At 58.8% G+C, this 18908-nt stretch carries 16 protein-coding genes; 11 read left to right on the forward strand and 5 right to left on the reverse strand.

The features are described from left to right. Positions 1 to 105: 105 nt before the first annotated feature. The 7 genes from AC0L37_RS11670 to AC0L37_RS11700 all read left to right on the forward strand — a co-directional run bounded on the left by AC0L37_RS11670 (position 106) and on the right by AC0L37_RS11700 (position 8936). The gene (locus AC0L37_RS11670; protein ID WP_212658482.1) at positions 106 to 2013 is read left to right on the forward strand and encodes an ABC transporter substrate-binding protein; all 1908 of its coding nucleotides are present in this window, start codon (positions 106 to 108) and stop codon (positions 2011 to 2013) included. Between the two features lie 71 nt (positions 2014 to 2084). Beyond that, entirely contained in the window at positions 2085 to 3086 is a 1002-nt protein-coding gene (locus tag AC0L37_RS11675; protein ID WP_212658483.1) for an ABC transporter permease, read from the forward strand. Further along, on the forward strand, positions 3083 to 3979 hold the full coding sequence (locus AC0L37_RS11680; protein WP_212658484.1) for an ABC transporter permease: 897 nt from the start codon (positions 3083 to 3085) through the stop codon (positions 3977 to 3979). The genes AC0L37_RS11675 and AC0L37_RS11680 overlap by 4 nt, the downstream gene beginning before the upstream one ends. Further along, on the forward strand, positions 3976 to 4956 hold the full coding sequence (locus AC0L37_RS11685) for an ABC transporter ATP-binding protein (RefSeq protein ID WP_282221056.1): 981 nt from the start codon (positions 3976 to 3978) through the stop codon (positions 4954 to 4956). Before AC0L37_RS11680 ends, AC0L37_RS11685 begins: the two co-directional genes overlap by 4 nt. Continuing rightward, positions 4947 to 5789 (forward strand): ABC transporter ATP-binding protein, encoded by an 843-nt coding sequence (locus tag AC0L37_RS11690; protein ID WP_282221055.1) that lies wholly within the window; start codon positions 4947 to 4949, stop codon positions 5787 to 5789. The genes AC0L37_RS11685 and AC0L37_RS11690 overlap by 10 nt, the downstream gene beginning before the upstream one ends. Before the next feature lie 26 nt (positions 5790 to 5815). Next, positions 5816 to 7405: a DUF5060 domain-containing protein gene (locus AC0L37_RS11695; protein ID WP_282221054.1), complete on the forward strand. Its 1590-nt coding sequence runs from the start codon at positions 5816 to 5818 to the stop codon at positions 7403 to 7405. 19 nt (positions 7406 to 7424) lie between these two features. Then, on the forward strand, positions 7425 to 8936 hold the full coding sequence (locus tag AC0L37_RS11700; RefSeq protein ID WP_282221053.1) for a DUF5060 domain-containing protein: 1512 nt from the start codon (positions 7425 to 7427) through the stop codon (positions 8934 to 8936). Between the two features lie 183 nt (positions 8937 to 9119). Here the strand turns inward: AC0L37_RS11700 and AC0L37_RS11705 are convergent, their stop codons facing one another. Genes AC0L37_RS11705 through AC0L37_RS11725 form a run of 5 tightly spaced genes read right to left on the reverse strand, consistent with a single transcriptional unit; the run spans position 9120 to position 14234 of the window. Continuing rightward, positions 9120 to 10019, reverse strand: a complete 900-nt coding sequence (locus tag AC0L37_RS11705; RefSeq protein WP_282221052.1) for a nucleoside hydrolase — start codon at positions 10017 to 10019, stop codon at positions 9120 to 9122. 30 nt (positions 10020 to 10049) lie between these two features. Further along, the gene (locus tag AC0L37_RS11710; RefSeq protein ID WP_212658490.1) at positions 10050 to 11030 is read right to left on the reverse strand and encodes a sugar phosphate isomerase/epimerase family protein; all 981 of its coding nucleotides are present in this window, start codon (positions 11028 to 11030) and stop codon (positions 10050 to 10052) included. Further along, positions 11027 to 12529, reverse strand: a complete 1503-nt coding sequence (locus AC0L37_RS11715) for an FGGY family carbohydrate kinase (protein WP_282221051.1) — start codon at positions 12527 to 12529, stop codon at positions 11027 to 11029. The genes AC0L37_RS11710 and AC0L37_RS11715 overlap by 4 nt, the downstream gene beginning before the upstream one ends. Further along, the gene (locus tag AC0L37_RS11720) at positions 12526 to 13482 is read right to left on the reverse strand and encodes a transketolase family protein (RefSeq protein WP_282221050.1); all 957 of its coding nucleotides are present in this window, start codon (positions 13480 to 13482) and stop codon (positions 12526 to 12528) included. Before AC0L37_RS11720 ends, AC0L37_RS11715 begins: the two co-directional genes overlap by 4 nt. Further along, on the reverse strand, positions 13482 to 14234 hold the full coding sequence (locus AC0L37_RS11725; RefSeq protein WP_282222984.1) for a transketolase: 753 nt from the start codon (positions 14232 to 14234) through the stop codon (positions 13482 to 13484). Before AC0L37_RS11725 ends, AC0L37_RS11720 begins: the two co-directional genes overlap by 1 nt. A gap of 357 nt (positions 14235 to 14591) precedes the next feature. Between AC0L37_RS11725 and AC0L37_RS11730 the strand changes: the two genes are divergently transcribed. The 4 genes from AC0L37_RS11730 to AC0L37_RS11745 are packed head-to-tail and all read left to right on the forward strand — an operon-like array spanning position 14592 to position 18683. Further along, positions 14592 to 15230 (forward strand): DUF2291 family protein, encoded by a 639-nt coding sequence (locus AC0L37_RS11730; RefSeq protein WP_282221049.1) that lies wholly within the window; start codon positions 14592 to 14594, stop codon positions 15228 to 15230. Next, positions 15227 to 16750, forward strand: coding sequence for a sugar ABC transporter ATP-binding protein (locus tag AC0L37_RS11735; RefSeq protein WP_282221048.1), 1524 nt, complete (start codon positions 15227 to 15229; stop codon positions 16748 to 16750). The genes AC0L37_RS11730 and AC0L37_RS11735 overlap by 4 nt, the downstream gene beginning before the upstream one ends. A 9-nt stretch (positions 16751 to 16759) precedes the next feature. After that, a complete protein-coding gene (locus AC0L37_RS11740) occupies positions 16760 to 17809 on the forward strand; it encodes an ABC transporter permease (RefSeq protein WP_282221047.1) in 1050 nt (349 codons plus the stop codon). 31 nt (positions 17810 to 17840) lie between these two features. Further along, the gene (locus AC0L37_RS11745) at positions 17841 to 18683 is read left to right on the forward strand and encodes a DeoR/GlpR family DNA-binding transcription regulator (protein WP_249327634.1); all 843 of its coding nucleotides are present in this window, start codon (positions 17841 to 17843) and stop codon (positions 18681 to 18683) included. The last annotated feature ends 225 nt before the right edge of the window (positions 18684 to 18908 follow it).

Consider the following 18908-nt stretch of genomic DNA (forward strand, 5'->3'; position numbering starts at 1 on the left):
GGAGGGTGGACTGTTTGATGCTGCGCGGTCGTGTCCGGATTTTCGAAATTACCCTAAGGAGGAGGCTCGACCATGGCGGTCCGGGCCGATCTGGGAGGAAAGTATATGACACGGCTCAGCCGCTTCATGATGGCCCCGCTACTGGGCGCACTACTATCGACAACCGCACTTGCTCAGGGGACGATGACCGACGTCGGCACGCCCCGCAACGAGACACTGATCGTGCAGACCTTTGACGGCAAGGTCGCCAATCCCGATGCACAGAACCCCTTCATTTCCTACGCGATCTGGCGTGGCTTCCGTGAGCTCGGCTGGAGCTCGCTGTGGGAGATGGATACCGCGACCGGTAAATCCTATACCGAGCTTGCCGCGGAGATGCCTGAGGTACTCAACGACGAGCATACCAAGTTCCGCGTCAAGCTGCGCGAGGGCGTGTACTGGAGCGACGGTGTGGAATTCACCACCGCCGATCTGGACTACACGCTCGACGCCACTTTCAAGTACCGGGACAAGCTCACCCGCGTTTCCCAGGTCGCCAGCCTGATCAAGAGCTGGGAAGTGATCGACGACTACACCATTGAGTTCGAAACCACCGAACCATCGTACGATTTCGAGACGGCCATGGGTGTGTACTCATGGGGCGCCCGCTTCGTGCCCGTTCCCAAGCACATCTTCGAGCCGCTTGGCGATGACGTGATCACCTTCAATAACGCTCCCGCCGTTACGCTCGGGCCATACAAGATCAAGGAATACGATCCGAATGGCTTCTGGCAGCTGTGGGAGCTGCGTGATGACTGGGAGCGTTCCGGTTGGGGCAATCTGGGCGAGCCCAAGGCCAAGTACGTTCTCTACAAGGACTTTGGCGCTGAAGAGACACGCACGCTGGCGTTCGTTCAGAACCAGTACGATATCGACACCTTCATGAGCCCGGATTCGATCCAGGCGGCGAAGGCTCGCAATCCGAACATTCAGACGTTCTCCGACAGCCTTCCCTACCATGACATGAACGATGCTTGCTCGTGGGCACTGTACATGAACCAGCACCAGGCTCCTTACGACCTCGAAGAGGCACGTTGGGCCATGGCCCTGTCGCTCGACCTCAAGCAGGTTGGCATCACCGCTCTGAGTGGCCAGTTCAAGGTTGCAGCATTGCCGATCGCCGACACACCTGTGACCGGTCCGATCTTTTATGAGCCTTCGGCTGATTTCCTTTCGAACCTGACCCTGTCTGACGGCTACAAGCCGTTCGATCCAAACTTTGGTGCAGACCTTGTTGCTGCGCTCAAGGAACAGGGCATGCCTGAATCCGAACTGCCGTCCGCCGACAATATCGCGGCGAGCTTTGGTGGCGGTTGGTGGAAGCACGACACCGCAGAAGCCGAAAAGCTGTTCGCTTCGGTCGGCATGACCAAAGGCGATGACGGCTTCTACATGATGCCAGATGGCACACCTTGGGAAATCACCCTGACTACTCCGGGCGACTGGAACAAGAACATGCAGCGGCTTGGTTTCTCCATCGCCGACAGCTGGAAGAAGGCGGGTATCAATGTTTCCGTCCAGCAGGTCGACAGTGGTGAGTTCGGCGCAACCCGGACAACCAACTCCAAGATGGAAGTGATGTTGGATTGGGCCAATACCTGCGTCTACAACGCCAACTGGCGTAATAGCTGGGGCGTGTTCAAGGCTGACAACGTCAAGGATGCCAATTCGGACGAAGCGCTGAACGGCAACTGGATGCGTGTCACCGACCCCGAGATCTTCGACATCGTCGAAGAGAGCGCCTCGCTTGAGACGACCTCGCCCGAATACATCGCCAATGGTCTTGAGATTGCGCACAAGCTGACCACCACGATGCAGGCGATCAACCTGATGGGTATTCCCACGACGGTTCCAACCAACAGCACTTACTGGACGAACTACTCCAAGCAGGACAACTTCTATGCTGCTCCTTACACTTGGTGGTCCTCGTTCAAGAAGACGCTGGTGAACATCGAACCCACGGGCAAGGAATAGTCCTCCCGACTAGTGATGGGGCGGCGTTCGCGTCGCCCCCTCCACTTCCTCGACGATTCAAGGATTAAGTTATGGGCGTGCTCCAGTACGTTGCCAAGCGAGTAGGTCTGTACCTTGCAGTCCTGTTTGTTGGCCTGACGATCACCTTCTTCCTCCCGCGCGTGATGCCGGTGAACCCGATTGATGGCTATATCGGTGAACTGCAGTCACTGTCTTCAGGGAGCCTGACTTCAGAGGCGATTGCCGAACTCAGAGAGAATCTCGAGGAGCTCTACGGCCTCAAGGGTGACATCGGCACCCAGTATCTGTCCTATCTGGAGCGCGTTATCCTGCGCTTCGACTTCGGCCCCTCCTTTGCCTATTACCCCGCCGACGTCAAAACGATCATTTTCAACGCCCTGCCCTGGACGCTGACGCTGCTGCTGACCACCACCGTTATCGGCTGGGCGCTGGGCAATATGGTGGGCCTGGTGGCGGGCTACTTCCACACCCGCAAGATGGCGACGGTGCTGGAGATCGTGGGGATCATGATCTACCCGATCCCCTATTACATCCTGGCGGTATCAGTGATCCTGCTGTTCGCCTATGTCTGGCCGATCTTCCCGCTGTCAGCGACCTTCCCGGTCGGTGAGTTCTCGCTGAACAAGATGTGGCTGATCATCTACAACTCCTTCCTGCCCGCTTTGGCACTGGTGTTGGCCGGGTTTGGCTGGAACATCCTGAGCATGAAAGCCCTGGCGGTCGCCACGACCGAAGAAGCCTACGTGACCTATGCACGGCTCAAGGGCGCGTCAAACTGGACGCGGATGACACGCTACGTGTTCCGCAACGCCATGCTGCCCCAGGTCACAGCGCTCGCGCTGTCCATCGGCACCGTGTTCAACGGCGCCCTGCTCACCGAGATCATCTTCTCATTCCCCGGCGTCGGTCTGATCATGCGCACCGCAGCAAGCGGGGGCGATTACAACGTCCTTTACGGCGTGATCACCGTGTCGATCATCGCGGTGGCGACTGCCGGCCTTGTGATCGACCTGCTTTACCCACTCCTCGATCCCCGGATTCGTCACAAATGAGTAGCAACACCAAAACTGCCGCCGCCCCGGTGCTGCTGAGCACTCGCCCGAAATGGGAGAGCCTGCTCTGGCTGCTCAACATCCGGCTCATCATCGGCCTGACCATCGTCGGCGTGCTGGCTGTCGGCAGCTACATCCTGCCCATCTTCAACACGGTCGACCCCTCCGAACAGGCGACATACTGGAAGAACCTGCCCATGTCGGGCGAGCACCTTCTGGGCACCAACTCGCTGGGTCAGGACATCTTCTGGTACCTGGTCTATTCGGTCCGCAACTCCCTGACGCTTGGGTTTGTGGTGGCCATCGGCGTGACGATCATTTCCACGATCGTGGGCCTGAGTGCCGGCTATATCGGGGGCAGCTTCGAGCGGATCGTCATGCTCATCGTCGACACCTTCATCACCATCCCCTTGCTACCCGTACTGATCATTCTGGGCGCGGTTATTCGCGGCAGCTCGACCTTTCTGACAGTTGGTCTGGTGATCATCATCTTCGGGTGGGCCTGGGGTGCCAGAACGGTACGGTCGATGGCGCTGACCCTGCGCGAACGCGAGTTCATCAACATGGCGCGCTTTTCGGGGGCCAATACGATCCACGTGCTCGTCAACGAGATCTTCCCCTATGTGTCGGCCTATCTGCTGGTGGGCTTCATCAACACGGTGCTGTTCGCCATCAATACCGAAGCCACCCTTGCGGTGATCGGCTTGTCCAAGGTGGAGGTGCCGACCCTGGGCTCAATCATCTTCTGGGCGCTCAGCTACAACGCAATGTTCACCGGCAACTATGTGTGGATCGTTGCGCCCATTCTCACCACAGTGACCCTGTTCCTGGGCCTGTTTCTCACCTCGACCGGCTTTAATGCCGCATTTGCAAGCAAGCGCGGTGTTGCATGATCCGTCTTAATAACCTCGTTGTCTCCTATCGAACCGGCCGCGGCGCCATCAATGCTGTTGACGGTGTCTCTGTTGAAATTCCCGATGGCTGCATTGTCGGCATTGCCGGCGAGTCCGGGTGTGGCAAGTCCACATTGATGAAGGCGATCTACGGAGACATCATGTCCCCGATGACGCTTTCTGAAGGCGGGATCGACTACGGCTTCAAGAACGAACGTGGCGAGCAGATCACCAGCTCCAACATTCAGGAAGAGTGGTTCAAGCGCATTTCCTACGTGCCACAGAGTTCGATGAACTCGCTCAATCCAGTGGTGCGCGTGGGCACGCAGTTTGTCGACTTTCCTGGTTCGGACCCCGACAAGAAGCGGGTCATGGAGCAGGTGCGCGCCTATGTCGGCAAGCTGGGGCTGCCGCAGGAAGCCCTTGATGCCTTCCCGCATCAGCTCTCGGGCGGCATGCGCCAGCGTGTGATGATTGCCCTGGCCACCTTCTTCCAGCCCGAACTCATCCTTGCTGATGAGCCGACCACGGCGCTCGACGTGGTGGTGCAAAAGGAAATCCTGCTGCTGCTGATGGAACTGCAGGAGCAGATGAAGAACACGATCCTTATCGTGTCGCACGATATGGGTGTGCACTATCAGGTCACCAATCGCATGCTGATCATGTACGCCGCCAAGGCCGCCGAGTACGGCGAGTCCGAAGCCATCTTCCGCGATCCACTGCATCCTTATACGCGCATGCTGATCAACTCCCTGCCCACCATTGGCGACGACCGCGCCCGTCAGGGCATTCCGGGGACGCCACCAAGCCTTTGGCGCAAACTGAGCGGCTGTCGCTTTGCCGACCGGTGCCCGCTGGCAACCGACAAATGCCGGGCCGAAGAGCCCCAATTCATCGAACACAGACCCGGACAATGGGCCGCGTGCCACTATGCGGGCACCGAAATTACGCAGTCGGGGGACGGATCATGGCAGTAATTTTGCGCACTGAAGGGCTCAACAAGGTCTACCGCCTGGGCAGCCTGACCCGGAACAAGCAAATCCGAGCGCTGCACGATGTGAACCTGAACATCGAGAGCGACGAACCCGCCATCATCAGCGTGGTGGGGGAGTCGGGCAGCGGCAAGACAACGCTGGCCAAGACCCTGCTCCGTCTGGTCGAGCCCACTTCGGGCCGTGCAATTGTCTACGACAAGGTGGTGGCGGGAAAGGGCGTCAGGCCCAACAAGCGCGAGTTCCTGCGCTCCATCCAGCCTATCTTTCAGAACCCGTTTGAGGCGTTCAGCCGCTATCGCCCGGTCGACGCCTATCTCCATGAGACGGCGACACGCGTCGCCGGCCTCAAGGGCGAAGAGGCTTATGGTGCCATCGAAACTGCACTGGCATCTGTGGGACTGGAATATGCCGATGTGCGCGGCAAGTACTCCAACCAGTTCTCTGGTGGTGAACTGCAGCGCGTTTCCATCGCACGAGCGCTGATCCCCGAGCCGAGCCTGATCATCGCCGACGAGCCTGTTTCGATGATCGACGCGTCGCGCCGCATGATCATCATCAATCTGTTCCTCAAACTCAAGCTCGAGGCCAAGCGGAGCTTTTTGTATATCACCCACGATCTGGCGACCGCCTACTACATCAGCGATTACGTGGCGGTGATGAACAAGGGCGTCATTGTGGAGTTTGGTACGGCGCAGTCCGTGATGGGCAATCCGCAGCACGACTATACCAAGCTGCTCCTCTCCTCGATCCCAAGCACGCAGAAGCGCTGGCGGCCTCGGGTAACACCATCATCCCCCGGCGTGGTTTCGGCATAGAGTCTTCTCAGACACAGGAACCAGACATGTCTTCTTCAATTCAATCCTCCAGCGAAGCATCGCTGTGGGCAACCTATGAAGCTGCGCTGAACGGTCCCAGTGAGGGCAATCCGTTCGTGGATGTCACGCTGTCCGCGGTGTTCACGCAGGGCGACAAGCAGATCAAGACCACCGGGTTCTATGACGGGGATGGCGTCTATCGCATCCGCTTCCTGCCCGAAACGACTGGTGAATGGTCCTTTGTGACGCGCAGCAATGCGGATGCGCTGGACGGAGTACAGGGCAAGCTGGATGTGGCCCCCGCCAAAGCACACCATCACGGTCCGGTGCGCCCCGCAAACACATTCCACTACCGCCACGCTGACGGCACGCGCCATGTCAGCATGGGCACCACCGCCTATGCCTGGACCCATCAGGGCGGCGCGCTGGAAGAACAAACACTGGCCAGCCTCGCCAAGTCACCGTTCAACAAGATCCGCATGTGCGTTTTCCCCAAGCACTATCGCTACAATCAGAACGAGCCCGAGCTCTATCCCTATGAGATGCTGAGCAAGGGCCGGAGCGATTGGCCAGGCAAACCATTTGAAGGCTGGTCGTTTGACTTCGAGCGGTTCAACCCAGCGTTTTTCCAGCATCTGGAGCAGCGCATCAATGATCTGGCGGCGATTGGCGTCGAGGCCGATCTGATCGTGCTGCACCCCTATGATCGCTGGGGCTTTTCACGCATGACACCGGCGCAGGACGATCTTTACCTGCGCTATCTGGTTGCCCGGCTTTCGGCTTTCCCCAATGTGTGGTGGTCGATGGCCAATGAGTACGATTTCATGGCGTCCAAATCGCTAGATGACTGGAACCGGATGATCGAGGTCGTCTCGAACAGCGATCCTTTTGATCACCTGCTGTCGATCCATAACGGCTTTGCGCCTTTCGATTACAACCACCCCAAAATCACCCATGTCTCGATCCAGCGGCAGGACACGTCGCGCGCGCTGGAATGGCGGCTGGCCCATGGCAAACCGATTTCGGATGATGAATGCTCCTATGAGGGCGATATCGCCGAGGACTGGGGCAATATCAGCGGCAGCGAAATGGTGCACCGGTTCTGGCTGGGCATGGTCAGTGGCGGGTACATGACCCACGGCGAAACCTACTACAACGACAGCGAAACGCTGTGGTGGAGCAAGGGCGGAAAGCTGACGGGCGAGAGCCCTGCCCGCATCGCCTTTCTCAAGCGTATCGTCGAAGACGGCCCAGATGAAGGTTTGGACCCGCTGCCGCATACCGGGCGCTACCGCATTATGGCTGCTGGCGGGCTAGACCTTGTCAAACTCCCCGATCTGATTGCGCCAATGCCAGGCGAGGAGGACTGGGTGCCAGCCCGCATCTTTTACGCCACCGCGGGCCAGCCGCATCGCTACTACCTCAGCTATTTCGGCGGCAATCAACCGCGCGAACTGAACGTGGCCGTGCCACCAAACGAGCATTACAGCGCCGAGTTGATCGACACCTGGGAGATGACCCAGACCCCGCTTGCGGACAGCGTAAAGCGCGGTGACGTGCTGCATTTCGCGCCCAAGCCCTACCAAGCAGTGCTGCTGAAGCGCATCGACGCCTGAGCCATCGGAGATTATTGAGATGACGGACAATATTGCGAAATGGGACTTCTTCGACCTCGTTCTGGAGGGCCCATCTGCGGGTAATCCGTATCTGGATGTTTCCCTTGAGGCTGTGTTCAGCCAGGGCACGCGCAGCGTGCGGGTGCCCGGTTTTTACGATGGTGACGGGCGCTATATCGTGCGCTTCATGCCCGATGCCGAAGGCGAGTGGAGCTACAAAACCAAATCAGCAACGGCAGCACTGGACGGCAAGTCCGGTAGCGTGACGGCAATAGCAGCAGCCAAGGACGTGCACGGACCTGTGGTGGTGAAGGACCAGTTCCACTTCGCCTATGCTGATGGCACGCGTTATTTGCCGTTCGGCACGACCTGCTATGCTTGGACACACCAGCCGCTGGCGCTGCAGGCCGAAACCCTGAAGACGCTTGAAGCCGCAGGTTTCAACAAGTTGCGCATGGGTGTGTTCCCCAAGGACTACCCATTCAACACCAATGAACCGCTGCACTCAGTGTTTCTGGAAGGTCCTGACGGCAAGCCCGATTTTGATCGGCCAAGCCCCGTCGCGTTCCGGCATTTCGAACAGCAGGTCGGCAAGCTGCGCGATATGGGCATCGAAGCCGATGTCATCATGTTCCACCCCTATGACCGCTGGGGTTATGCCGACATGTCGGCGGACCAGGATTATCGCTATGTGGCCTATCTTGCAGCGCGCCTGGCAGCCTATCGCAATGTGTGGTGGGCGCTGGCCAATGAATACGACTTCCTGCTCGATACCAAGCCAATGGAACAGTGGGACCGGTTCTTCCAGATTCTGGAAGAAAACGACCCCTATGGCCGCCTGAAGTCGATCCATAATGGCGATGTGCGCAAGAATTACGACCACTCCAAGCCCTGGGTCAGCCATGTCTGCATCCAGAACTGGGATGTGAAGCGCACCTCGGACTGGCGCGATGATTACGGCAAGCCGGTGATCAATGACGAGCCGGAATATGAGGGCAATATCTGGCCGTCCTGGGGCAACATCACAGCGCAGGAGCTGGTGCACCGGTTCTGGACCACGACCATGCGTGGCGGCTATGCCGGGCATGGCGAGACCTATGCGCATCCCGAAGACATCATCTGGTGGGCCAAGGGTGGCAAGCTCTACGGTCAGGCCTGGCAGCGTCTGAAGTATCTCCGCGAAGTCCTTGAGCAGGACGCCACAAACGGGCTGACGCCTATCGGCAAATCCACCGATTTCCCATGGAGCCGCGTGTCTGGCGCGACCGATGGCGATGTTCGCTACATCTATTTTGGCGAACATCAGCCGGTCGAGTGGGGTTCAGGACTGCCGATGGAGCCGGGCGATTATGATGTCGAGGTGATCGACACCTGGAACATGACGGTCAGCAAAGCCGAGATCATTGACGCCATCGTGCCGCATCCGACGCGCCATGGCGAAGTGGTGCGCGGCGGCAAGCCACTGGCCGCGTTCAGTGTCAAGTTGCCGGGCAAGCCCTATCTGGCCATTCGTTGCCGCAAGAAGGGCTGATCATACCCCTGCCCTATACGGCAGGATGATTTCCGACCAACTTGCCAGCGAGGGGATCAAATCCGCTCGCTGGCTTTTTTGTGCACGGCGATTGGTCGATTGCGACCCGGCGTGGCGCCAACAAAATAGACCCCGAATGCTGTGCATCCGGGGCCTCTATCTCGGGGATGACGGCGTTCGGGATTATCCGAAGTTGGCCAGTTCCTGCACGCCGCGATCGAAACGGGCGAGCTTGGCGTAGAAATCCTCAAGGATGTAGCGGATATCGATGCTGTCATAGACCCGGATCGGTCGGTTCTGACCGGTATGAACGTAGTTCATGTGACTGTTGAACTCGGGCGCCGGACGCCAGTCCGACACGCCACCATTGGGGTTGAGGATAACCGACAATGCGGGCGTGTCACCGAGCGAACGATGCTCGATGGGGCCCTGGTGGACACGCAGGTTCCAGTCGATCAGTTGATCGACCAGATACTTGCCGATGGCGCCCTTGTCCTCGCAGCGTTCCTGCAGCTCGGCATAGCTGACCGACATCATGCGATAGACCGTGGACGGGATCTGGCGCACCTCGATCTTGGAGCGCATCACCACATTGGCCGAGGCGATGTCGTTCATCAGATTGAACTCACGACCGCCGACTGGCCAGGTACCGCCACCGATCCAGACACACACCACGTTGCGCTCAGCGATGCGCGGTTCCATCAGCAGGGCCGACGCCATGTCGGTGAGCGGGCCAAGGAAGGCCACGTAGAGCGGCCGGTCGTCATCAGCCATGGCGTGGTCGATGATCATCTGTGCACCCGCCGACGGTACGGCGGTGTTCTCGTCTGGTAGTGCAGTTGCCGCGCCATTGGCTACGGGAATGCTGCCGGAAAGATCCATCAAATCAAGGATATGGTCGATTTCCTTACGGCTATCGAGCATCGCCGTCTTGGAGCGATGGTCACCAAAATGGGCGGCAATGATGCCGTGGAAGTCGAACGTCGGCGTTAGCAGTGCGTGCACAATAGTGAACTGATCGTCCGCCTCGTTCTTGGCGTCAGTGTTCAGGATCAGTCGGGCACGCTTATTGGGAGGAAGCATGTCTTGTAGTCTCCATAAATTGTCGTCGGCTCAGAACGAGCTGAACAGCGCCTTCTGAGCAATCTTGAGCGCACCAATGGCGTCATGCTTGCTCTGGGCTTCCTTGAGCGCATCGATATCGAGCACATCGAGGCCACGGCCGGCGGCCTTGAGGAAATCAATGGCGTGATTGGCGGTCGCGACACTGTCCTCGCGGAACGGGAACTGATCGAGTTGCCAGACGCCTTCCCAGTTGTTCTTGCGGAGCACGTAAAAGAACTCGAACAACTCGATGGGGTGCAGGCTGCCGGCGACCAGATCGTCATCCCATGAGCGGTAGTTGTCGTTCACGTCCATGCCGAACAGGCGACCGTAGTCGATGGCCATCTGGGCGGAATCTGCTGCGGATTCACCACCAAACAGGGCATGGCCGAAATCGAGCAGGATGCCGACATTGGGCAGGCCGATCTTTTCGATGCCCAGCAGCGTGCGGGACAGCGAGTCAAAGCTCATATGCACGCGTGGCTCGCGTGGCTTGTATTCGATGACGAATTTTAGGTCGGGGTTTTCGCTGGCGAGTTGGCCAACGCCATCGAGCGAGTTCTTCCACAACGTGCCGTGATCGACCTGGAAGGGATAGTCCCAGCCGTCCTGACCGGGCCACAGCTTGACGTAGTCCGCCCCGAAGAAGCGCACCTGTTCGGCGGCATCTGTAATCAGCTCATGAGCGCGACGGCGCACGCCAGCGTCGGGGTTGGTGAAGGCGCCCTTAGCAAACTCGCGGGTGTAAATCTCGGGCGTAATGCCGATGACGCTGAGATTGTTGCGATCCAGCGCGGTCTTGATCTGCTCCTTGGAGAACTCACCACCGAAATAGGGGTAGTTGATGTCGACAACCGAAAGGTCCTTGACCTGACCGGCAATATCAATCGCCTCGATCACGCTGCGCGGCGGGCCGTAACCATCGGTCGCGTAGCGGTCCACATAGGTAGCAAAATGCCAGATGCCGGCGCCGTAAAGCTGTTTGCTCATGATAATTCTCCTCCGTTCGTCCCCGTTCGGGGTTGTGTATGAAGCGTCTGCGCCATCGCGCCGTGCCAGCGGAAAAGATGCGCAGCGCGGTCATTTTCGCTGATTGTAGGGATGTAGCGTTTGGTTTCAGGGACCGTCGATGTGGCGATACCCAGACCGGCAAAGGCAAGTGCAGCGGCACCCAGTGCGCTGACCTCAGGCGCGCCGCCCGTGGTGACGGGACGTCCCAGCACGTCAGCCTGGAACTGCATCAGAAAACCATTCTGTGAGGCGCCGCCATCGGCGCGCAATTCGGCCAGCCGCACCGTGATATCGCGCTGCATGGCGCTGAAAACGTCGGCAACCTGAAATGCGATTGCCTCGATTGCCGCGCGCGCCAGATGGGCTGGCTTGGTCCCCAGTGACATGCCGGTCAGTGTGCCCCGCGCATCGGAGCGCCAATAGGGTGCGCCCAGGCCAACCAAAGCGGGGACGAAGCTGACGCCATTGCTGTTCGGAACGCTTTCGGCCAGTTCTGAGAGGGCCGCCGCGTCGGTCAGGCCGAGCATTTCTGCCATGAAGGCAGCGGACTGGCCTGATACCGAAATATTACCTTCGAGCGCGTGAACTGGCTGGCCGTTCTGGCTCCAGGCGATCGTGCTGGATATGCCGTGGCTGGAGAGCACGCGCTCACCGGTCAACATCATCAACGAAGTGCCGGTGCCATAGGTGGCCTTGACCGCACCAGGGGTTCGCACGCCATGGCCAAACAGGGCCGCGTGGGAGTCGCCGATCATGGCATGGATCGGGATGCCGGCAGGCAGCGCGGTAGCGCCTTCGGCCAGATGGCCAAAATTTGAATCCGAGCTGCGCACTTCAGGCAGCATTGAGAGTGGCACGTCGAAAAGGTTGGCGAGATCAGCGTCCCATTGCAGAGCGGCCGTATCAAACAGTTGGGTGCGCGAGGCGTTGGAATGATCCGTGGCGTGTACGGCGCCGTTGGTCAGTGACCAGAGCAGCCAACTGTCCACGGTACCGACGCGGAGTTCACCGCGTTCGGCGCGCGCACGTGCGCCGGACACGTTGTCGAGCAGCCAGGCAATTTTTGCAGCGGGGAACAAAGGATCGAGCGCCAGGCCGGTCTTGCGTTCAATCGCATCGGCATGACCGGCAGCGCGCAGGAATTCGCATTTGGGTGCCGAACGTCGGCACTGCCAGATGATGCAGGGGCCGATGGGTTCACCGGTCGCTGCATCCCACACAACGATGGATTCGCGCTGGTTGGAAATGGCCACGGCCACGATGGTAGAAGCGCCTGCTTTGGCAACGACCTGAGCGATTACCTGCCGAACGCCATCAACCAGTGCAGTGGCCGATTGTTCGGCCCAGCCGGGTTGGGGATAGGTGACGGTGTTGGGGACCGAAGCCTGATGCAGAACCCGACCATCGGCGGTGACCAGCAACGCTTTGGTGTTGGTGGTGCCCTGGTCGATGGCTAGTACGAAGTTGGTCGAACTCATCGCTTACGGGCAATTGTCTGGCGTGCAGCATCGGCGATGCCGGTTGCGGTCAGGCCGAAATGATCCATCAGCCAATCCGCTGAACCGGTCGGCACGAAACCTGGGAACCCCATGATCCGCACGGGTACTGGGGTGTTGGCTGTAACCAGTTCGGACACTGCGCCACCAAGACCACCGCGTACGGAGCCTTCTTCAACGGTCACGATCGCGCCGGTATCAGCGGCAGCCAGAATGGCGGCTTCGTCAAGCGGGTTGATGGTCGCCATATTGACGACGCGGGCCGAGATGCCCTCCCCAGCCAGGATTTTGGCCGCCGCCACGGCACGGTGCACCATGGTGCCATTGGCGATGATGGTGATGTCGTCGCCTTGCACAAGAGTTTCGGCCTTGCCGATCTCGAAGCTGGCGTCGCTGCGCTCGAGCGCAGGAACCGGCATACGGCTGACGCGCACAAAAACGGGACCATTCATCGCTGCTGCGGCGCGGATGGCCTGCTCTGTCTGCCAAGGGTCCGCTGGCACGATGACAGTAAGATTGTTCAAGAGGCGCAGCCAGGCCATATCCTCGATGGAATGGTGCGTTGGGCCCAATTCGCCATATGCGACGCCACTGGACTGGCCGATCAGCTTCACATTGACATTGGAATAGGCGATATCGGCCTTGATCTGCTCAAGCGCACGGGCGGTCAGGAAACAGGATGCAGCTGAAACGAACGGCACCTTGCCACCATTGGCGAGACCGGCTCCAACCGCGACGACTGTCTGCTCGGCAATACCGACATTGACCATGCGATCGGGCCACTTCTTGCGGAAACCGCCCAGCTTGGACGAGCCAACACTGTCGCTGACAACGGTGACGATGCGTGGATCAGCCTCCGCAAGCGCCTCAATGGTGCTGGCGAAACTGTCACGGCAATCAAACAAGCCGGCCTGTGCGGGGGCTGCTGCACTCATTAAACCAACTCCGCCATGGCCTGTTCGTATTGTTCCTTGTTGGGCACGCCGTGGTGCCAGGCAACGTTGTCATGCATGAAACTGACGCCTTTGCCCTTGAATGTATTGGCAATAATGCAAAGCGGCTTATCACGGGCAGCCGGATCAACGCTGAGTACATCGAGTAGCTGGGCATGATCGTGGCCGTCGATCATTTCGACATGCCAGCCAAAAGCACGCCATTTGTCATCCAGCGGATCAAGCGAGGCGGTTTCCTCGGTGCGCGCGCCCTGCTGCAGACGATTGCGGTCGATAATCAATGTCAGATTGCGCAGCTTGCGATGGCCCGCAGTCAACGCCGCTTCCCAGTTACTACCCTCCTGCAACTCACCATCACCGGTGAGTACGAAGGTGCGGAAATCGGCATTGTCGATCTGACCGGCAATGGCAATGCCCAGGGCAACTGGCAGACCATGGCCGAGCGGCCCGGTATTGGTCTCGACGCCGGGCAGATAGTTTCGATTGGGATGGCCGTTCAGCCTGGATAGCGGCTGCATGTAGGTGGACAGGTCCGCCTCGGGGAAATAGCCGGCAGCAGCGAGCACCGAATAGAACACGCCGGTACAATGGCCCTTGCTCATCACGAAACGATCGCGCGCCGGATCATTTGGCTTGCTCGGATCGTAGCGCATCACACCAAAATACAAGGCCGACAGAATATCGGCCGCGCTGAAATCACCACCCGGATGACCCAGTTGCGCCTCATAAACCATCTGAAAGCTGCGACGGCGGATCCACAACGCCTTTTCAGCGATGAGAGCAGCCGTGTCATTTTGGCGTTTGTGAGGTGTAAAGGGCACTTGATGTTCGTCCTGTCGCTAGCAGCAGGTGGGCGTCTGGCGGGTATAGTCGGCAAACTAGCGCCGGGCGATGACGGTGGCAATGAGAAAATTTGCGTTTTCTGCGGAAAACGAAAATGAAGCAAAGCGCACAAAAACATGGTGATATAGGCGACTAACAGGTGAATGAGACCCATTGACACACTACGCAGAGATGCTTCAAAGAACGGAAATCGAAAATTATCGCAATGAACCGGAATGGTCAGCGGTACGATAACGAGGAGATTGCCAGTGGTTCACCGGTTTGTTGTCGGCATTGCCCTGACGCTGGCTCTCGCTGTGCCCCTGGCGGGGTGCAAGATTGTACCGATCAGCGAGGATGGCGCGCAAGAAGAGGCGGGCTTTGACGCCGCCGGTTATGCCAGCGCGATCTGGAGCGAACGCGGCTTCGCCCATTTCGGGGACACGGCGCAACCGGTAACCGAGGTTCTGCCGGCAATCCGTGCAGATCTGAGCGTAGCGGGCCCGCAATATGGCAGCCGGGCCGGCGAAGGCTCTCCCTGGAGTTTTGTCGTTACCGGCACCGGCACTGTCGTCGAAAAGAACACAGAGTCTCGCGCCGGTACGATGGTTGTCGAACTCGATGACGCGACAGGATCACTGCAGGCAATGCTGCAAATCGGTCCGGTCATCCGTGGCAATGCAGTACGAGATGCCCTGCCTTTTGTCTCTTTCAAGGATTTCATCAACCAGCTCGAATTTGCTGACGCTGGCAAGGCGCTGACTGCGCTGGCGCTAGAAGGCGTATCGGGCAGCATAGAAGAGTTGAAAGTCGGCGACCAAATAGCTTTTACCGGCGCCATGAGCATCGCCAGCACCAGTGACCGAATGCTGATCACCCCGGTGGTTCTGGAGAAGACGGGGCCATGAGCGATATTGTCCTGAGCGCCCGTGCCATAACCAAAGCCTTTCCCGGCACACTGGCCCTGCAGAACGTCGATTTTGACGTCCATGCCGGGGCGGTCAACGTGCTGATCGGCGAAAACGGCGCAGGCAAGTCCACGCTGATGAAAATTCTGGCAGGCGTGGAGCAACCAACCCTGGGGACGATCACCATGGGAGAAGAGATTGTCAGCTTCTCCTCCATTCGGGACGCTGCTAGCAAGGGCATTGGCATCGTGTTTCAGGAGCTCAATCTTTGCCCCAATCTGAGCGTGACCGAGAACATTTTTCTTGGGCGTGACATTGCAAAGATGGGTTTCCATGTCGACCGCGCAGCCCAGAAAGAGCGCGCTGCCCAGCTTATCGGCCTGCTTGAACACGCCATTGATCCCGATGCACTGGTGGCCGATCTGATGATTGGCGAGCAGCAGATCGTTGAGATCGCCAAAGCCTTGGCTGAGGACGCGCGCATCCTGATCATGGACGAGCCGACCTCGGCACTTTCGGCCTCGGAAGTGGAAGTGCTGTTCAAGGTGATTGGCGAGCTCAAACGCGCCGGTGTTGCGATCATCTACATCTCGCACCGCCTGGAAGAACTGGTGCGGATCGGCGACCATTTTACAGTGTTGCGCGATGGTCAGTTGGCGGCGACAGCGTCAAGCGCAGATGTGACCATCCCGTGGATCATCCAGAAAATGCTGGGCGCCGACGAGGTCGTCGCCAAGCGGCCGCCAGCGGCACCAGCGGGCCCTACCATTCTGGAAGTGAAGAATCTCAAGCTCGCGCGGCCGGGTGCAGGGTTGGCGGTCGACGACGTCTCGGTGTCGTTCAAAACCGGAGAAATAACGGCGATCTACGGCCTGCTCGGCGCTGGCCGAACAGAGCTGTTTGAAAGCCTCTATGGATTGCGATCCAACGCCACCGGTTCGGTGCTGCTGGATGGCAAAGAACTTGCGGGCCACTCCATCAATCGCCGCATGAAGGCCGGACTATTGCTGGTACCGGAGGATCGCCAACGCGATGGTCTGGTGCAGAACCTGTCCGTTGGCGGCAATCTGGGACTGGCGAGCCTGCGTCGGTTCACGAAGTTTCTATCGATATCAAAGAGCGCTGAAGCCCCATTGCTGCAGCAGGTAATCGGCCAATTGCATATCAAGACCTCCAGCGCCGATGCGCCAATCACATCGCTTTCGGGAGGCAATCAGCAAAAGGTTGTCATAGGCAAATCGCTATTGACCCAGCCGCGCGTGCTGCTACTCGACGAGCCGAGCCGCGGCATCGATATCGGGGCCAAGGGCGAGGTGTTCAGCACCATGCGCGATCTGGCCGACAGCGGCTTGGCGGTGGTTTACACCACCTCGGACCTCAAAGAGACACATGCCGTAGCCGACCGCATTCTGGTCATGGCGTATGGCAAGATCACGGCGGATTTACGCGCCGAAGACGCTACCGACGAAGCGCTTGTACTCGCTTCCACCCCGAAATCCGACGTGCAAGCGGTCGCCTAAGGAGCCATCATGTCTACTGCCACTGCATCTGCCCAATCGAGTGCTGGCGGCAGCCAGTCAGCCCTGCTGCTGTTGCTGAAATTGCGCACTTTTATTGCGCTGATCATCGTCGTTGTATTTTTCGCGCTGATGGCGCCGAACTTCGTCTCAGTCGCCAATGCGGTGATCGTTTCCAAGCACGTGGCGATCAACGCCATTCTGGCGATCGGCATGACTTACGTCATCTTGACCGGGGGTATCGACCTTTCTGTCGGCTCTATCGTGGGCCTCACCGGGATGGTCGCAGGCGGATTGCTCGTACACGGCCTGCAATTGCCAATGCTGGGTGTGGTCATCTACCCCAACGTGATTGAAGTGGTGCTGATTGCGCTGGGCGTAGGCACGGCGATCGGGGCGATCAACGGGTTTCTCATAACCAAACTGGGTGTTGCGCCGTTCATTGCCACGCTGGGCACGCTGTATGTTGCGCGTGGCTCGGCACTGCTGCTGTCAGGCGGCGCGACATTCTCGAACCTGGTGGGCAAGCCGGAACTGGGCAATCAGGGGTATCCCTTCATTGGCTCGGGTTCCATCCTGGGCATTCCGGTTTCGATCGTGATGCTGATCGTACTGGCCCTTATTGCTGCCTATGTGGCGCAACGCACACCATTCGGGCGCCGCGTCTACGCCGTGGGCGGCAATGAGCGTGCTGCTGCATTGTCCGGTGTGCGTGTGGATCGCATCAAGATCGCGGTCTACATGATCTCCGGATTCTGCGCTGCCGTGGTCGGCCTGATCGTATCGTCGCAGCTGGTGGCATCGCACCCGGCCAGCGGCGAAACATTCGAATTGAATGCCATTGCTGCGGCGGTTCTGGGTGGCACTTCGCTGTCGGGCGGCCGCGGTCTGATCGGCGGCACCATCGTTGGCGCCTTTGTTATCGGCGTGCTGAGCGACGGCCTCGTGATGATGGGTGTTTCGGAATTCTGGCAGATGGTGATCAAAGGACTTGTGATTATTGCCGCTGTTGTGCTCGATCAGTTGCAACGCAGGCTTGCCGCCAATTCCCGTCAGGGGTAGGAGGGGCATAACCCACGCGAGGAGCGACGACTTGGCCGATTCCAGGACAACCAGCGCCAAACCCACACGCAAGGCCCGCACAGCGAACACGGATGCGTCGCGGCAAAACCTGCTGGCTGAACCGCGCCGGATGAAAATCCTGGAATGGCTGCAGGAAGAAGGCAGCGCGCGCGTGCGGGATCTGTCGGTTGCGTTCGGCGTTTCCGAGGCAACCATTCGGCAGGATCTGGAAAAACTCGATACTGATGGTTTCGTTGTGCGCGAGCATGGCGGCGCCTACCTAAAATCGATGCCGCAGCAGGTACAGTCCATGTCGTTGCAGCATCTGACCAATATGGACAACAAGAAGAAGATCGGTCGCGCTGCTGCCGCTCTGGTTGGCCCCGGCGAAACCATCATCATTGATTCCGGCTCAACGACAACCGAGGTCGCCAACAGCCTGCTGGGACATCACAATCTCAACGTGATCACCAATGCGATCAATATTGCGCTGACGCTGGGCGCCCTGCCGTCGATGACGGTGCATATGTCGGGCGGGCTGTTCAAGGCGCCCACACTATCGCTGACCGGTGAGAAATCAGGCGACTTCTTTGAAGGCATTTTTGCCGAAAAGCTGTTCCTGGCCACGGCCGCGGTGTCGTTTGAAGCCGGGCTCACCTTCCCCGCCATGGCCGACCTCTATGTCAAACGCGCCATGATCAAGGCGGCTTCAAAAGTGTATCTGGTCGCTGACAGCTCCAAGATTGGCCGGACCTCGTTCTCGTCGCTGGGGCCAATCGATCTGATCGGCGGTTTCATCACCGATGACGGCATCACCGATGCCGACCGTGCAGAATTCGAGAAACGCGGCATTGAAGTTATTGTCGCGCGCTGATCGCGGCTTTCCTGCGTCTTTTCTTCCTCGTCCATAGCAAGCTCCCTGTCGCCCTAGCTGTGCGGCACGCTACCGTTTGTCTAGTTGTATGTTGAATTTTTACGCCCTTCGAAAGAAACGGCTCATTGACTCTTCTTGACTTCATTTGTAATCATCAAAAAACGCAAAAAATACCAATCAGCCGAAAGCGCTGGTGTTTGCGAAACGCCCCCATACAGGGCACTT

The sequence above is a fragment of the Devosia sp. J2-20 genome (assembly GCF_055808475.1).

What these genes read in the sequence shown, in the direction of transcription:
- AC0L37_RS11670 (WP_212658482.1), top strand. Translation starts at nt 106, where the DNA reads ATGACACGGCTCAGCCGCTTCATGATGGCCCCGCTACTGGGCGCACTA.
- AC0L37_RS11675 (WP_212658483.1), top strand. Translation starts at nt 2,085, where the DNA reads ATGGGCGTGCTCCAGTACGTTGCCAAGCGAGTAGGTCTGTACCTTGCA.
- AC0L37_RS11680 (WP_212658484.1), top strand. Translation starts at nt 3,083, where the DNA reads ATGAGTAGCAACACCAAAACTGCCGCCGCCCCGGTGCTGCTGAGCACT.
- AC0L37_RS11685 (WP_282221056.1), top strand. Translation starts at nt 3,976, where the DNA reads ATGATCCGTCTTAATAACCTCGTTGTCTCCTATCGAACCGGCCGCGGC.
- AC0L37_RS11690 (WP_282221055.1), top strand. Translation starts at nt 4,947, where the DNA reads ATGGCAGTAATTTTGCGCACTGAAGGGCTCAACAAGGTCTACCGCCTG.
- AC0L37_RS11695 (WP_282221054.1), top strand. Translation starts at nt 5,816, where the DNA reads ATGTCTTCTTCAATTCAATCCTCCAGCGAAGCATCGCTGTGGGCAACC.
- AC0L37_RS11700 (WP_282221053.1), top strand. Translation starts at nt 7,425, where the DNA reads ATGACGGACAATATTGCGAAATGGGACTTCTTCGACCTCGTTCTGGAG.
- AC0L37_RS11705 (WP_282221052.1), bottom strand. Translation starts at nt 10,019, where the DNA reads ATGCTTCCTCCCAATAAGCGTGCCCGACTGATCCTGAACACTGACGCC.
- AC0L37_RS11710 (WP_212658490.1), bottom strand. Translation starts at nt 11,030, where the DNA reads ATGAGCAAACAGCTTTACGGCGCCGGCATCTGGCATTTTGCTACCTAT.
- AC0L37_RS11715 (WP_282221051.1), bottom strand. Translation starts at nt 12,529, where the DNA reads ATGAGTTCGACCAACTTCGTACTAGCCATCGACCAGGGCACCACCAAC.
- AC0L37_RS11720 (WP_282221050.1), bottom strand. Translation starts at nt 13,482, where the DNA reads ATGAGTGCAGCAGCCCCCGCACAGGCCGGCTTGTTTGATTGCCGTGAC.
- AC0L37_RS11725 (WP_282222984.1), bottom strand. Translation starts at nt 14,234, where the DNA reads ATGGTTTATGAGGCGCAACTGGGTCATCCGGGTGGTGATTTCAGCGCG.
- AC0L37_RS11735 (WP_282221048.1), top strand. Translation starts at nt 15,227, where the DNA reads ATGAGCGATATTGTCCTGAGCGCCCGTGCCATAACCAAAGCCTTTCCC.
- AC0L37_RS11740 (WP_282221047.1), top strand. Translation starts at nt 16,760, where the DNA reads ATGTCTACTGCCACTGCATCTGCCCAATCGAGTGCTGGCGGCAGCCAG.